General features: G+C 61.6%; 16 protein-coding genes. 9 read left to right on the forward strand and 7 right to left on the reverse strand.

Annotation, left to right across the window (positions count from 1 at the left end; translation table 11 throughout):
- Window positions 1-4 precede the first annotated feature (4 nt).
- Window positions 5-409: a hypothetical protein gene (locus ACN9M3_RS19090; RefSeq protein ID WP_426162079.1), complete on the reverse strand. Its 405-nt coding sequence runs from the start codon at window positions 407-409 to the stop codon at window positions 5-7.
- Window positions 410-444: 35 nt separating this feature from the next.
- Here ACN9M3_RS19090 and ACN9M3_RS19095 point away from each other — a divergent pair, with 35 nt between their 5' ends.
- Window positions 445-630: a DUF3460 family protein gene (locus ACN9M3_RS19095; RefSeq protein ID WP_426162080.1), complete on the forward strand. Its 186-nt coding sequence runs from the start codon at window positions 445-447 to the stop codon at window positions 628-630.
- Between the two features lie 102 nt (window positions 631-732).
- Here the strand turns inward: ACN9M3_RS19095 and ACN9M3_RS19100 are convergent, their stop codons facing one another.
- Window positions 733-1,320, reverse strand: a complete 588-nt coding sequence (locus ACN9M3_RS19100) for a YcbK family protein (RefSeq protein WP_426323793.1) — start codon at window positions 1,318-1,320, stop codon at window positions 733-735.
- 92 nt (window positions 1,321-1,412) lie between these two features.
- Entirely contained in the window at window positions 1,413-1,694 is a 282-nt protein-coding gene (locus ACN9M3_RS19105; protein WP_426323795.1) for a 2Fe-2S iron-sulfur cluster-binding protein, read from the reverse strand.
- A gap of 10 nt (window positions 1,695-1,704) precedes the next feature.
- Between ACN9M3_RS19105 and ACN9M3_RS19110 the strand changes: the two genes are divergently transcribed.
- The 4 genes from ACN9M3_RS19110 (at window position 1,705) to ACN9M3_RS19125 (ending at window position 6,193) form a co-directional block, all read left to right on the forward strand.
- On the forward strand, window positions 1,705-2,217 hold the full coding sequence (locus tag ACN9M3_RS19110) for a DUF1697 domain-containing protein (protein WP_426318318.1): 513 nt from the start codon (window positions 1,705-1,707) through the stop codon (window positions 2,215-2,217).
- Window positions 2,202-2,960 (forward strand): helix-turn-helix domain-containing protein, encoded by a 759-nt coding sequence (locus ACN9M3_RS19115; protein WP_426318319.1) that lies wholly within the window; start codon window positions 2,202-2,204, stop codon window positions 2,958-2,960. The genes ACN9M3_RS19110 and ACN9M3_RS19115 overlap by 16 nt, the downstream gene beginning before the upstream one ends.
- A 45-nt stretch (window positions 2,961-3,005) precedes the next feature.
- Window positions 3,006-3,842 (forward strand): sterol desaturase family protein, encoded by an 837-nt coding sequence (locus ACN9M3_RS19120; protein ID WP_426318320.1) that lies wholly within the window; start codon window positions 3,006-3,008, stop codon window positions 3,840-3,842.
- 122 nt (window positions 3,843-3,964) lie between these two features.
- Window positions 3,965-6,193, forward strand: a complete 2,229-nt coding sequence (locus ACN9M3_RS19125) for an NADP-dependent isocitrate dehydrogenase (RefSeq protein WP_426318321.1) — start codon at window positions 3,965-3,967, stop codon at window positions 6,191-6,193.
- A 100-nt stretch (window positions 6,194-6,293) separates the two neighbouring features.
- On the opposite strand, the gene ACN9M3_RS19130 is transcribed toward ACN9M3_RS19125, so the two are convergent.
- Window positions 6,294-7,154, reverse strand: a complete 861-nt coding sequence (locus ACN9M3_RS19130; RefSeq protein ID WP_426162088.1) for a LysR substrate-binding domain-containing protein — start codon at window positions 7,152-7,154, stop codon at window positions 6,294-6,296.
- A gap of 95 nt (window positions 7,155-7,249) precedes the next feature.
- Between ACN9M3_RS19130 and ACN9M3_RS19135 the strand changes: the two genes are divergently transcribed.
- Window positions 7,250-8,614 carry an MFS transporter gene (locus ACN9M3_RS19135; RefSeq protein WP_426162090.1) on the forward strand — a complete coding sequence of 455 codons (1,365 nt, stop codon included), beginning with the start codon at window positions 7,250-7,252 and terminating at the stop codon, window positions 8,612-8,614.
- A complete protein-coding gene (locus ACN9M3_RS19140; protein WP_426162092.1) occupies window positions 8,602-8,826 on the forward strand; it encodes a 2-hydroxymuconate tautomerase family protein in 225 nt (74 codons plus the stop codon). Before ACN9M3_RS19135 ends, ACN9M3_RS19140 begins: the two co-directional genes overlap by 13 nt.
- Here ACN9M3_RS19140 and ACN9M3_RS19145 read toward each other — a convergent pair whose 3' ends face one another.
- Entirely contained in the window at window positions 8,827-9,561 is a 735-nt protein-coding gene (locus tag ACN9M3_RS19145) for a ThuA domain-containing protein (protein ID WP_426162093.1), read from the reverse strand. It lies immediately after the preceding gene.
- A gap of 162 nt (window positions 9,562-9,723) precedes the next feature.
- On the opposite strand from ACN9M3_RS19145, the gene ACN9M3_RS19150 reads away from it, so the two are divergent.
- On the forward strand, window positions 9,724-10,320 hold the full coding sequence (locus ACN9M3_RS19150) for a M15 family metallopeptidase (protein WP_426162094.1): 597 nt from the start codon (window positions 9,724-9,726) through the stop codon (window positions 10,318-10,320).
- A gap of 3 nt (window positions 10,321-10,323) precedes the next feature.
- Here ACN9M3_RS19150 and ACN9M3_RS19155 read toward each other — a convergent pair whose 3' ends face one another.
- Complete coding sequence (locus ACN9M3_RS19155; RefSeq protein ID WP_426162095.1) at window positions 10,324-10,842, reverse strand: GNAT family N-acetyltransferase; 519 nt, start codon at window positions 10,840-10,842, stop codon at window positions 10,324-10,326.
- Window positions 10,843-11,015: 173 nt separating this feature from the next.
- On the opposite strand from ACN9M3_RS19155, the gene ACN9M3_RS19160 reads away from it, so the two are divergent.
- On the forward strand, window positions 11,016-12,026 hold the full coding sequence (locus ACN9M3_RS19160; RefSeq protein ID WP_426162097.1) for a sulfate ABC transporter substrate-binding protein: 1,011 nt from the start codon (window positions 11,016-11,018) through the stop codon (window positions 12,024-12,026).
- A 3-nt stretch (window positions 12,027-12,029) separates the two neighbouring features.
- On the opposite strand, the gene ACN9M3_RS19165 is transcribed toward ACN9M3_RS19160, so the two are convergent.
- The gene (locus ACN9M3_RS19165; protein WP_426162099.1) at window positions 12,030-13,178 is read right to left on the reverse strand and encodes a response regulator; all 1,149 of its coding nucleotides are present in this window, start codon (window positions 13,176-13,178) and stop codon (window positions 12,030-12,032) included.

Below are 13,178 nucleotides of genomic sequence, written 5' to 3' on the forward strand. Positions count from 1 at the left end.
TCCTTTAGTAAGAACGGCTGCGGCCGAATTTATGACCGACGACAAGGGTGGTGCTGGCGACCAGGACGGACAGGCCAAGGATGAGCTGCACCAGCTTGTCTTCGGGCAGGGTCCAGAGGCGGCCTTTGGGCGGCTCGCAAGCGGCGATAGCGCACAGCAAGGGCTCCACCCAATCGGCTTCAGGAGTAACATCGAGGATAACGGCGCCCTCGGTGGTCTGCATGTAGATATCGCCGCCCTCGGCCAGGCTGAAACACACGCCGTAGCCGGTTTCCTGCTTGCCGACGTGTTCCTTCAGCGCGAGGTCGTGCTCGGCAATCCACAGCTCCACGTCCTGGGGCGTTTCCAGTGCGGTCCACGGCACCGGGCGAAAGCGCGGCTTGGCCGCTTCGTCATCGTGATTAAACATGGGTCAGGAGTGTAACCGAAACCTCAGGAGGCGGTATGAAAGTAAACGAATATGTATCTGAGTTTGATGCGTTCTTCGGCAAGCTGCTGGATGAGCATCCGGAATTGGTGGAAGACCAGCGGGTGGGGTGGAATATCTGGTGGGACCATAAGGTGGACCTGGAGGCGGAGCGGCTGGCCAGGACGGATGCGGTGCCGACGCCGGCTTATTACTACCACTGAAAACCGGTAAACCGTTGTCTGACCCACAGGGTCAGACACCCCGGCCTGCGGCAGCCGCGTATCAGTGTCTGACCCTATGGGTCAGACACTGGTTTACCGGTTTCAGCCTTTCCAGCTCCGCTGCAGCCCGGTATCAGCATGAATCCACCCGCCCCGCGGCCCCTGGCGGTAATAAAACCCCACGCCCCCCTGCCGGAAACTCTGCACCAGGCTGCCCAGCACCTCCGCGTTCAAGTTCGGAATCCGGATATCGGCAGCCTTGCCGCTCATATGCAGCGACTGCCGCGCCGCAGGAATTCCCTGCTCGATCAGCTTTTTGTTGGAAGCCGGCGTGCGATACCCCGACAAGATCTCCAGCGGACTCTCGATCCCGAAGCGCTGCACAAACGCCTGCGCGCCCCACAGCGTCTCGAACAGCTTCGGATCAATCGCTGCCGTCTCCTTGCCGTTCACGTCGCGCAGCAAATGGCACAGCTCCTGGTAAGCCGAGTCGATGATCTCGCCATCCTTCCAGTAGGTCAGCCGGGCCTTCTCCCCGCTTTGCGGCCGGATCACGCTGATCGTGCGCGGCTTGATCCAGAATTCCAGGTCCAGCATCTGGGCGTCGAAAATATCGGGCGGAGGTTCCGGCTCCGACTGCGCGCGACCGTGGCCAAGCAGCGGCAGCCCAGCCAGCGCTGTGCCCGCCATCATATGGAGGAAGTCTCTGCGAGTTGTCATGGCGATTCCATCTATTGCAATAACGATTACTATAGCAATAGAGAATGACTTGAGAAACCCCTTTAACAATTTGTCGTAAACTTCGCAGCGGGAGCGATGATCACAAGGTCCGACGTTGCAACCGCCACGCAAGGCAGGATATAGCCTTCCCGCTTCTCCTCCAGGCTCAGGCCTGGCCATTCAATCAGGTGGCGCGCAGTGCCGCTTTGCACCCGGCAGATGCAGGTGCGGCAGGTACCGTTGCGGCAGGAACTGGGGAGCACCACGCCGGCGCGGGCGGCCGCCACCAGCAAGCTGGCCTCGCCATCCGTTTCGAACGATAATCCCTTTGGCTCAACTTTTATCTGAAACACAATGCCTCGCTATATTGCCCTGCTCCGCGGCGTCAGCCCGATGAACTGCAAGATGCCGGAACTGAAAGCCGCCTTTGAAAGTGCCGGATTTTCCAACGTCAAGACGCTTCTATCAAGCGGCAATGTAGCATTCGACGCCCGTTCCGCCTCCGAAGCCGCGCTGGAACGCAAGGCCGAGGCAGCGATGGCCAAGGCGCTCGGCCGCAGCTTCTACACCATTATCCGCTCGCAAAAACACCTGCAAGACCTGCTGGCGGCGGACCCCTATCCTGGCCTGGGCGCCGAGCCGGCTGCCAAGCGCGTGGTGAGCTTCCTGCGTGCCGCGCCATCCGCGACCGTGCTGCCGCCGCCCATCAGCGGCGCTGAAATGCTTGGCGTAATTGGAAGCGAGGTGTTTTCGACCTACTTGCCCAGCAGCGACGGCCCGGTCTTCATGCGCCTGATCGAGAAGACTTTCGGCAAGGACATCACCACCCGCACCTGGGACACGGTGCGCAAGTGCGCGTCAGCCTGATGCCTGGACAGCACTGGTCGGGAAACGCCCTGCTCTCGCCCGGCTTCGGCGTATTCCGCGGCGCGATCGGCGACAGCGCACTGCACGCCCATTACGCGCACCAGCTGGTCATTTCGCTCCATGGCGAAATTGGCGTGGCCTTCCCTAGCGGCCCGCTGCGCGCCCCGGGAATTGCCATCCCGGCAGGACTGGCGCATTGCGTCTGCGCCGACGAGGCGCTCCTGGTCTACCTGGACCCGCTGACGCCGGAAGGAACGGCTTTATTCCAGGCCCCGGCCGACACGCCGACGCTGCTGGCCGACGATCTGTGCAGCCAGCTCCTCGCGGCCGCCGATACAGGCCAGCCCCTGCGCAGCGTGCTGCGGCAGGCTTTCGGCCTGTCCCGGCCCTCGGCTCAGGATGCGCGCATGACTGCCGTTGCCGGGGCGCTGCGCGCAGGCATTGCGGAAGGTGGCGCAAACAGGCTCCAGCTGGCCGAGCTTGCCCATCTGTCGCCTGACCGTTTTTCCCACTGGTTCGTCGAACAGACCGGCCTCCCCTTGCGCAGCTATCGTAAATGGCTGCGCCTGGAACTGGCACTACACCGGCTTGCTCAGCGCGGCAACCTGACCGACGCGGCGCACGCTGCCGGTTTTGCCGACTCGGCCCACCTTTCGCGTACTTTCCGCGAGATGTTCGGCCTTAACCCGGCCGCCATGCTGCGCGGCATCGTGCTGGATAGCTCTTTCGTTCAAGCCACCTGACGCGCGCGCCCTTACGCTGGCCTTCTTTCACCACTGGAGGTCAACATGAAACAATGGACGATACGCTACCTGAGTTATCCAATCGTTTTTGGCGGCGCCGCCGCGGCGATTTTCTGGGCCGCCACGCAAGGCTTGCCCTACTGGCCAGCCGTGCCGCTGATGGCGCTGGCGGCCATTGCCTGCGTCGCCCTGCTCGAACGCTTGCAGCCCTATGAGGCGGCCTGGCTGGCCGATCATGGCGATACGCGCACCGACTGCCTGCACTTCCTGGTCAACGCAAGCGTCCTGTATGGCAGTATTGAAATCCTGTCCTGGGCACGCGCCCTGTTGCCTGCGCCAGCAGCCTGGCCGGCCACCTGGCCGGCTTGGGCGCAAATCGCCGCTGCCATGGTCGTGCTCGATTTCGGCTTGTTTTTTATGCACTGGCTGAGCCATCGCCACCACCGCCTGTGGCTGTTCCACGAAGCGCACCATAGCAGCGAACGCCTGTACTGGCTGAACAGCGAACGGCGCCACCCGCTGCACGCCATGATGATGGGCGCTCCGGGTTTTGCCGTCCTGCTGGCACTGGGCGCGCCCGCAGTCACGGTCGCGACCGGCCTGGCCATTCTTTCCGTCCACCTGGCCTTCCAGCACGCCAACCTCGACTATTCGCTGGGTCCGTTGCGCCACCTGTTCGGCGTCGCCCAGACCCATCGCTGGCACCACAAACGCAAATACGAGGACGCCCAGGTCAATTTCGGCGAATGGCTGATGCTGTGGGACCACCTGTTCCGCACCTACCGCCAGCCGCCGGGCCGCATCGGACAAGCTGACGTCGGCCTGGACAGCCAGGATGCCCCGTCTAAGTATCTTCGCCAATTGTTACGACCATTCCTGTGAGCTACAATGTCAAGCTTGTCCGGTAGGCCATCGCCCACCCGCTATCCACCCCGAGCCTGCCGAACCCGGCGAGCCCAGGGAAGAATATTCAGCGGAAAACCTCCGCATTTGAGGGAATAAACATGTCTCAAAAGTCTAAAATCATCTACACCCTTACCGACGAGGCGCCACTGCTGGCGACTTATTCCCTGCTGCCAATCGTGCAGAAATTCGCAGCTCCAGCCGGCGTCGATGTCGTCACCAGCGATATTTCGGTCGCCGCCCGCGTGCTGGCAGCCTTCCCGGAATGCCTGAGCGACGAACAGAAAGTGCCGGACAACCTGGCCGAACTGGGCGCCCTGACCCAGAACCCGGACACCAACATCATCAAGCTGCCTAATATTTCGGCATCGGTTTCCCAGCTGGTCGCCTGCATCCGCGAACTGCAGGCCGCCGGCTACAAGCTGCCGGACTACCCGGAAGACGCCAAGACCGAAGAAGAGAAAGCACTGAAAGCCCGCTACGGCAAGTGCATCGGCTCCGCCGTGAACCCGGTCCTGCGCGAAGGTAACTCCGACCGCCGCGCGCCAAAGGCAGTGAAAGAATACGCACGCAAGAACCCGCACTCGATGGGCGAATGGAGCCAGGCTTCGCGCACCCACGTATCGCACATGCACGGCGGCGACTTCTACCACGGCGAAAAGTCCATGACCCTGGACAAGGCCCGTGAAGTGAAGATGGAACTGATCACCAAGTCCGGCAAGACCATCGTGCTGAAACCGAAGGTCGCCCTGCAGGCCGGCGAGATCATCGACTCCATGTTCATGTCGAAGAAAGCCCTGCTGGAATTCTACGAGCGCGAAATCGACGACGCCTACAAAACCGGCGTGATGTTCTCGCTGCACGTGAAAGCGACCATGATGAAGGTATCGCACCCGATCGTGTTCGGCCACTGCGTACGCATCTTCTACAAGCAGGCGTTCGAGAAGCACGCCAAGCTGTTCGAAGAGCTGGGCGTGAACGTGAACAACGGCATGGTCAACCTGTACGAAAAGATCGAAAAGCTGCCAGCGTCGCAGAAGGACGAAATCCTGAAAGACCTGCACGCCTGCCTGGAAAACCGTCCGAAGCTGGCCATGGTCGATTCGGCCAAGGGCATCACCAACTTCCACTCGCCAAATGACGTGATCGTCGACGCATCGATGCCGGCCATGATCCGCATCGGCGGCAAGATGTGGGGCGCCGACGGCCGCACCGCCGACGTCAAGGCGGTCATGCCTGAATCGACCTTCGCCCGCATTTACCAGGAGATGATCAACTTCTGCAAATGGCATGGCAACTTCGATCCGAAAACCATGGGCACCGTGCCGAACGTGGGCCTGATGGCGCAGCAAGCCGAAGAATACGGCTCGCACGACAAGACCTTCGAAGTACCGGAAGGCGGCATCGCCAACATCACCGACCTGGCCACCGGCGAAGTGCTGCTGACCCAGAACGTGGAAGAAGGCGACATCTGGCGCATGTGCCAGGTGAAGGACGCTCCGATCCGTGACTGGGTCAAGCTGGCGGTCACCCGCGCCCGCAACTCCGGCATGCCTGCCGTGTTCTGGCTGGACACCTACCGTCCGCACGAAGCCGAAGTGATCAAGAAGGTCGAGACCTACCTGAAAGACCACGACACCACCGGCCTGGACATCCAGATCATGTCGCAGACCCGCGCCATGCGCTACACCCTGGAGCGCGTATCGCGCGGCCTGGACACCATCTCGGTGACCGGCAACATCCTGCGCGACTACCTGACCGACCTGTTCCCGATCCTGGAACTGGGCACCTCGGCCAAGATGCTGTCCATCGTTCCACTGATGGCAGGCGGCGGCATGTACGAAACCGGCGCCGGCGGCTCCGCACCGAAGCACGTCAAGCAGCTGGTGGAAGAAAACCACCTGCGCTGGGATTCGCTGGGCGAGTTCCTGGCGCTGGCCGTCTCGCTGGAAGAGCTGGGCATCAAGACCGGCAACGCCAAAGCCAAGATCCTGGCCAAGACCCTGGACGAAGCCACCGGCAAACTGCTGGACAACAACAAGTCGCCATCGCCACGCACCGGCGAGCTGGACAACCGCGGCAGCCACTTCTACCTGTCGATGTACTGGGCCCAGGCCCTGGCAGCGCAGAACGACGACGCCGAGCTGAAAGCCAAGTTCGCACCGCTGGCCAAGTCGCTGGCAGAGAACGAAGCAAAGATCGTCGAAGAGCTGAACTCCGTGCAAGGCGGCGCCATGGACATCGGCGGCTACTACAAGCCGGATGCAGCCAAGACCTCCGCCGTGATGCGCCCAAGCGCAACCTTCAACGCAGCACTGGCCGCCCTGTAACCCAGCCCCTGCCCTAGCTCCGTCTATAAAAGTCGGGGTCAGGTCTGGCAATCCGCCACTTTGTGGCGGATTGCCAGACCTGACCCCGACTTTCTTTTTACTATTGGCGGAAGCTGGCGATGAAGGCGTCGCGGGCGGCGTGGTGGGGAATGTCGCGGCGCCATACCATGACCGTCTCCACTTCGGCAACTTCCGGCGGCAAGGTGTGGCATTGCACGGTGCGGCCCAGGCCGCGCTGCCTCAGGACTTCACGCGGCATCATGGCGACGCCCATGCCGGCGGCAACACAGCCGATGATGGCTTCGAAGGTGCCGAATTCTGCGATCCGCGTGTGGGCGACACCGGCGTCGGCAAACCACCATTCCAGGCGGCGCCGGTAGGAGCAGCCGCTGCGAAAACCCAGCAGCGTACGGCGCGCCACGTCTGCCGGCCCTGTGACTGGGCCGTGCAGCGCGTCGGTCAACAGCACCAGTTCTTCTACAAATACAGGCTGCTGTTCCAGTTCCGGGCGCTCGACCGGGCCGGAGACCAGCGCGAGATCGACCTTGTGATTCAGTACCTGCTGTATCTGGTAGTCGGTCGGGCCGGTATCGAGCAGCAGGTCCACTTGCGGATGCTTGCGGTGGAATGCGCCCAGCACGCGCGGCAGGCGCGCGGCGGCGGTGGTTTCCATCGAGCCGATACGTAGCTGTCCCGACGGCTCGTTCTCGCCGCGCACCGACATCTGCGCTTCGTCCGCCAGCCGCAGCAGGCGGTCGGCATATTCCAGCAGGCGCGTGCCCTCCGCGGTGATCAGCATGCGCCGCCCCGAACGGTTGAACAGGGTCACGCCCAGCGATTCCTCGAGCTGGTTCAGGCGCGCCGAGACGTTCGATTGCACCCGGTGCAGCCGCGCTGCGGCCTGGGTCACGCTGCCTTCTTCGGCCACGGTCTTGAATATCCTCAGCGAGGAGAGTTCCATTTCATTCTCCAACTGAGATAGATGAATTCATTATTATTCATTTTTATTGATGCGTGAAGACATTTATAGTTCAAGCTATCCAAAGGAGCTTCACCATGCACAAGCCATCCCCCGCCGTCCTGCTGGCCGCCAGCTTTGCCTTCATCATCGTCCAGCTCGACGTCACCATCGTCAACGTGGCCTTGCCGGAAATCGGCCGAGAGCTGGGCGCCAGCGTCAGCGCATTGCAGTGGGTGGTCGACGCTTATACCTTGGGCTTTGCCGTCTTCCTGTTGTCGGCGGGCGTGCTGGGCGACCGTTTCGGCGCACGCCGCGTGTTCCTGTCGGGCTTTGCCCTGTTTACACTCGCTTCGCTGGCTTGTGCGATGGCGCCGGGTGCGCTGGCATTGAACCTGGCGCGGGCCGTGCAAGGCGTCGGCGCCGCGCTGCTGGTGCCTAGCTCGCTGTCGATCCTGAACACGGCTTACGCTCACGACCGCGCCCAACTGGCCAAGGCCATCGCCTGGTGGACGGCTGCCGGCGGCGTATCGATTGCAGCCGGTCCGGTGCTGGGCGGCTTGTTGATGAGTGTTGCCGGCTGGCGCAGCATTTTTTGGGTCAATATCCCGATTTGCGTGCTGGGTTTCTGGCTCACGCTGCGCGTGGTCCCTGCCCTGCGCGGCAAGGATCCGGCGCGCTCATTCGACATCAGCGGCCAGGTACTCGCCATCGTTGCGCTGACGGCGTTTATCGGCGCGGTGATCGAATTCAATACGCTGGGCGCCTCCAGCCACCTCGTGCAGGGCGCGCTGCTGGCGGCCCTGGTGTCGGCGGCCTTGTTCATTCGCAGCCAGCAGCGCAGCGCGGCGCCCATGCTGCCGCTTGGCCTGTTCCGGGACATCGGTTTTTCAGGCGCGGTACTATTTGGCGTCCTGGTCAACTTTGCCTATTACGGTGTGATCTTCGTACTCAGCTTCCATTTGCAGAAAGTGCGCGGCTTCTCAGTGATGCATGCGGGGCTGGTTTTCCTGCCGCTGACCGGCACCTTCATTTTCTCCAATATCGCCAGCGGCCGGTTGCAGGCGCGTGCGGGGTCGCGCTTGCCGATGATCGTCGGCGGGCTGGTCGGCGCCGCGGGCTATGCTCTGTTGGGCGTCTTCGGTGTCGCACACGACGCCACATTCCTGGAAATGCTGCCAGGACTGGTGCTGATCCCGGCCGGCATGGGCCTCGCGGTGCCGGCCATGACCACCTCGATCCTGGCCGCCATCGATCGCGGCCAGGCCGGCACCGCGTCGGCGGTGCTGAATACGGCGCGCCAGGTGGGCGGCGCCATGGGCGTCGCGATCTTCGGCGCCATCCAGGATATCAAATTCGCACTGTCCGTTTCCACCATCTTGCTGCTGCTCGGCGCGCTGCTGGCCTGGTATTGCATCAAACACCCCATTTCAACCAAAGGAGCTTCTCTATGCCGTACGTAAATTTCCGCATCACCAAGGAAGGCGTCACCGCCGAACAGAAACTGGAATTGATCAAGGGCGCGACCGAACTGCTGCAGCGCGTACTGAACAAGAACCCGGCAACCACCTTCGTCATCATCGATGAAGTGGAAACCGATAACTGGGGCATCGGTTACGACAACGTCACCACGCTGCGCGCCAAGGCCGCAGCAGCCAAGGCGCAAGGCGGCTGATCATCGCGGTTCAAGGCCATTGCCTGTGGCGGCCCAGTAAATACCGCCGTACAGGTGGTGGCGAAAGACCGGGTCGCCGTAGGTCGCGGGAAGATGGCCAAGCGCAGTGTAGAACGCGCGGCCGCCATCGTAGTCCTGGTACCAGCTGACCGGATGAAATGCGCCCATGCCTTGGGGTCCCGCCTTGTAAGTCGTCTCATCGACCGACAGCAGATAGCTGACTTTGCTGGTGGCGGGCTTGAACGCGTACCATTCTTCCGTCACCAGGTTGCGCGCGGCGAAACGCTCCATGCCCGGGAAGCTGCGGTTCTCCACTTTCAGGATGGCGGTCTGGATCGCTGGATGGTGGTCGAACATATGCCCCACCAGCCTGGTGTACCACGGCCAGCCGTACTCCGTGTCCGACGCACTGTGCACACCAACATAACCTCTGCCGGAACGGATGTAGCGCTCGAACGCCCCCTTCTGTTTCGAGTCAAGTATGTCTCCGGTCGTCTGCAGGAAGACTACGGCCTGGTATTTCGCCAGTTCCTGGTCACTGAATACGCGATTGGCGTCTTCGGTCCAGAACACATTGAAATCATGCAGCTTGCCCAGCTCCTGGATCGCCGCGACACCTGCCGGGATCGAGTCATGATGCCAGCCGGCCGTTTTCGAAAACACCAGCACGGTGAATTGCGCCGCTTGCACGCAGCTGGAAGCCAAAGCAAAAACTGCCGTTATCAACACTTTCACGCACATCCCTCCATTAGCGGCCCAGTTTGGTAACGCTATCACGAATTGCGCGAGACAAGTTGCTTCAATTTGGCAACAGGTGAGTATTTGCGAGACTTTTGAGGCATTTTCCGGCAGATCATAGGACGAATCTTACAAGGCAACGCTGCGGAGGATTCGGCCATGGATACTGAAATGGTGATACGCGCAGTCCAGCGCAAGCTGGGCATTGAAGCCGATGGACGCCCCGGCCCCATCACCTGGGCCGCCATCTATTCGAAGATCGTCGGCGAGGAAGTGCCGGCGGAACTATCCGGAAATGTCGACGCACGAAGTGAGGCCGTCATCCTCACCTTGCACCCGACAGCCAGGTCATATGCCAGGGCCCTGGTCAACAAGGCCGCTTCGATCGGCATCGACATCAAGGTAATCAGCGGCCTGCGCTCATTTGCGGAGCAGGACAAGCTGTACGCCCAGGGCCGCACGACGCCGGGCAAGAAGGTGACCAACGCCAAGGGCGGCCAGTCAAACCACAACTATGGCATTGCATTCGATGTGGGGGTCTTCGATGGCACCAAATACCTCCCCACTTCGCCCAAGTACAAGGTGGTCGGCGGCCTCGGGCAGGACCTGGGGCTTGAATGGGGCGGAAAATGGACCACGATCGTCGACCAGCCGCACTTCCAACTGCGGCCTGACTGGGCAAGGAACGAGTCGGAACGTGACATGCTGGTCGAACTATTCCGGCGCCATGAACAAGGTCTCGACTATTACGCCTGAACCCTAGTTGCAGCCGCAGAAGCGCTTCGGCTTGCTGGCATCGCACACGGTGCCATCAAGCTGCTTCCAGAAGAAGACCGTGTCGACACCGTAAGGCGAGCGCACATTGCCGGCACGCAGATAGCCCTGGCGGGCAAAGAATTCCTCGCCGGTTGCAGTGCTGTGGAGTTGCAAGGCTTTGACGCCCCAGCTGCAGGCTTGCTGTTCGACGCAGGCCAGCAGGGCCTTGCCTGCGCCGCGCTGGCGCACTTCGGGCAGCAGATAGCACAGGGCCAGCTTGCCGGCCGCGGTCAGCAAGGCGACGCCGACCACGGCGCCCTGCTCGACCGCCACCAGCGAATAGTTGGTGGGCGAAGCAAACCAGGACGCGACCGTTTCCGGCGTCTTGTTGCCAAGCCATGCGCCAAGAATGGCGGGATCGTTTTTATGGTCAAGCACACAACATTCGGCGATTGAGCGTCGCAGCACCTCACAGGCAGCCGTGGCGTCTTTCGCTTCCGCGCGGCGAATTTCAAAACTCATGCGTGCTCACAGGTATTCAATAACCGGAATATACACCAGCGGCAAAAACCCCGTATGAGGCCGCGTGCACGCAAGCTTATCCGGGGCCGAGACTAAGCTTATAACGAATAAGTAGTTTCCTTTCGGCGCGAGATTCTAGACCATGCATATCTGTTTTCACAATAGAGATTGCCATGACTTATAACAAATTCGCATTTGCACTCAGCACCGCACTGGCCGCGGCGACCTTCGGTTTTGCTTCGGGCGCATCGGCCGCCGAAGTGACCCTGCTGAACGTGTCCTATGACGTGGCACGTGAACTGTATAAGGACATCAACCCGGCTTTCGCGGCCGCGTACAAGAAGAGCACGGGCGTCGACGTCACCGTCAAGCAGTCGCACGGCGGCTCTTCCAAGCAGGCGCGCGCCGTGGCCGATGGCCTGGAAGCGTCAGTGGTGACCATGAACCAGGCCAACGACATCGACATGCTGGCCGACCGCGGCCTGGTGGTACAGGACTGGGCCAAAAAATTCCCGAACAATGCGGCGCCGGCCTACTCCACCATGGTCTACCTGGTGCGCAAGGGCAATCCAAAGGCAATCAAGGACTGGGCCGACCTGGCCAAGCCGGGCGTGGCCGTCGTGATCCCGAATCCCAAAACCGCGGGCAATGGCCGCTACACTTATCTGGCGGCCTGGGGTTCGGTGCTGAAGAAAGGCGGCAATGAAGCGCATGCCCGTGAACTGGTCGGCAAGATCTTCAAGAACGTGCCGGTGCTGGATGCTGGCGGCCGCGCAGCCACCACTACCTTCACCCAGCGCAAGATCGGCGACGTGCTGGTGACCTTTGAAAACGAAGTGAACCTGGTGCGCGCCGAATTCGGCGACGACTTCGAAGTGGTATATCCATCGTCCTCGATCCTGGCGGAGTCGCCGGTGGCCGTGGTGGACAAGGTGGTGGACAAGAAAGGCATCCGCAAGGAGGCCACTGCCTACCTGAATTTCCTGTACTCGGAAGGCGGCCAGGAGATCATCGCCAAGCACTACCTGCGCCCGCGCTCGGACGCCGTGTTCAAGAAGTATGCGGCCAACTTCAAGCCGATCTCGCTGTTCACCGTGGATGAAGTATTCGGCGGCTGGCGCGCAGCCCAGAAGAAGCACTTCGACGACGGCGGCGAGTTCGACAAGATCTACAGCTCGAAGTAAGCCTTACGCTTTCGTCAGGCGCTCAATCTGCGCCTTCTTCTCGGCCATGTCATGGTCGGTATCATGGAACCGCGCCGCGATGGCGCGGAACTCCTCCTGCAACCCGATGAATGCATCAACAATGTCGGGATCAAAGTGTTTTCCCTTGCCCTCGGTGATGATCTGTACCGCCTGCTCATGCGGCATGCCGTCCTTGTAGACGCGGCGGCTGATCAGGGCGTCGTACACATCCGCCACGGCCATCAGCCGCGCCGAAACCGGGATCGCTTCGCCGGCCAGCCCTTCCGGATAGCCTGAACCATCCCATTTTTCCTGGTGCGAATGAGCGATCTCCTTGGCGATCGACAGGAACGCCATCGGCGTGCCCAGCGAGCGTTCCGCGTGCTCGATGGCGGCGCGGCCCAGCGTGGTGTGGGTCTTCATGATTTCGAATTCGTGCGGCTCGAACCTGCCGGGCTTGAGCAGGATGCGGTCGGGGATGCCGACCTTGCCGATATCGTGCAGCGGGGCGGATTTGAACAGCAGGTTGATGTAGCTGTCGGTGAGCACCGCACTGAAGCGAGGATGGCCTTTCAGGCGTTCAGCCAGCGCCTTGACGTAGAACTGTGTGCGGCGGATATGGTTGCCGGTTTCGGAATCGCGGGTTTCGGCCATCGATGCCATGGCGAGGATGGTGACGTCCTGGATTGCCACCACTTCGCGCGTACGTTCGCGCACCTCCTGTTCCAGGAATTCGTTCTGGTCGCGCAGGAAGTCGGCATGCTCCTTCAGCATCAGGTGGTTGCGCACCCGGGCCAGCGTGATCGCCGGGCTGATTGGCTTAGTGATGTAGTCGACCGCGCCCAGGTCCAGGCCAAGCTGTTCGTCCTCCACCTCCGACTTCGCGGTCAGGAAGATGATGGGGATGTCGCGGGTGGCCGGATTGGCTTTCAGGCGGCGGCATACCTCATAGCCGTCCATCTCGGGCATCATCACGTCGAGCAGCACCACGTCCGGCGGCTGGCCGGTGGTGGCGATGCGCAGGGCTTTCTCGCCGCTGTTGGCGACCTTCACCTTGTACAGGTCTTTCAGCAGGTCGTTCATCAGCACCAGGTTGTCGGGCGAGTCGTCGACCAGCAGCACGGTTTTCCTTGCGATCAGTTCCAGTTCCAT

The organism is Pseudoduganella sp. R-43, from assembly GCF_049913255.1.
In the GTDB taxonomy this organism is placed as follows: Bacteria; Pseudomonadota; Gammaproteobacteria; order Burkholderiales; family Burkholderiaceae_D; genus Rugamonas.

What these genes read in the sequence shown, in the direction of transcription:
- ACN9M3_RS19090 (WP_426162079.1), bottom strand. Translation starts at nt 409, where the DNA reads ATGTTTAATCACGATGACGAAGCGGCCAAGCCGCGCTTTCGCCCGGTG.
- ACN9M3_RS19095 (WP_426162080.1), top strand. Translation starts at nt 445, where the DNA reads ATGAAAGTAAACGAATATGTATCTGAGTTTGATGCGTTCTTCGGCAAG.
- ACN9M3_RS19100 (WP_426323793.1), bottom strand. Translation starts at nt 1,320, where the DNA reads ATGGCGGGCACAGCGCTGGCTGGGCTGCCGCTGCTTGGCCACGGTCGC.
- ACN9M3_RS19110 (WP_426318318.1), top strand. Translation starts at nt 1,705, where the DNA reads ATGCCTCGCTATATTGCCCTGCTCCGCGGCGTCAGCCCGATGAACTGC.
- ACN9M3_RS19120 (WP_426318320.1), top strand. Translation starts at nt 3,006, where the DNA reads ATGAAACAATGGACGATACGCTACCTGAGTTATCCAATCGTTTTTGGC.
- ACN9M3_RS19125 (WP_426318321.1), top strand. Translation starts at nt 3,965, where the DNA reads ATGTCTCAAAAGTCTAAAATCATCTACACCCTTACCGACGAGGCGCCA.
- ACN9M3_RS19130 (WP_426162088.1), bottom strand. Translation starts at nt 7,154, where the DNA reads ATGGAACTCTCCTCGCTGAGGATATTCAAGACCGTGGCCGAAGAAGGC.
- ACN9M3_RS19135 (WP_426162090.1), top strand. Translation starts at nt 7,250, where the DNA reads ATGCACAAGCCATCCCCCGCCGTCCTGCTGGCCGCCAGCTTTGCCTTC.
- ACN9M3_RS19140 (WP_426162092.1), top strand. Translation starts at nt 8,602, where the DNA reads ATGCCGTACGTAAATTTCCGCATCACCAAGGAAGGCGTCACCGCCGAA.
- ACN9M3_RS19150 (WP_426162094.1), top strand. Translation starts at nt 9,724, where the DNA reads ATGGATACTGAAATGGTGATACGCGCAGTCCAGCGCAAGCTGGGCATT.
- ACN9M3_RS19155 (WP_426162095.1), bottom strand. Translation starts at nt 10,842, where the DNA reads ATGAGTTTTGAAATTCGCCGCGCGGAAGCGAAAGACGCCACGGCTGCC.
- ACN9M3_RS19160 (WP_426162097.1), top strand. Translation starts at nt 11,016, where the DNA reads ATGACTTATAACAAATTCGCATTTGCACTCAGCACCGCACTGGCCGCG.
- ACN9M3_RS19165 (WP_426162099.1), bottom strand. Translation starts at nt 13,178, where the DNA reads ATGGAACTGGAACTGATCGCAAGGAAAACCGTGCTGCTGGTCGACGAC.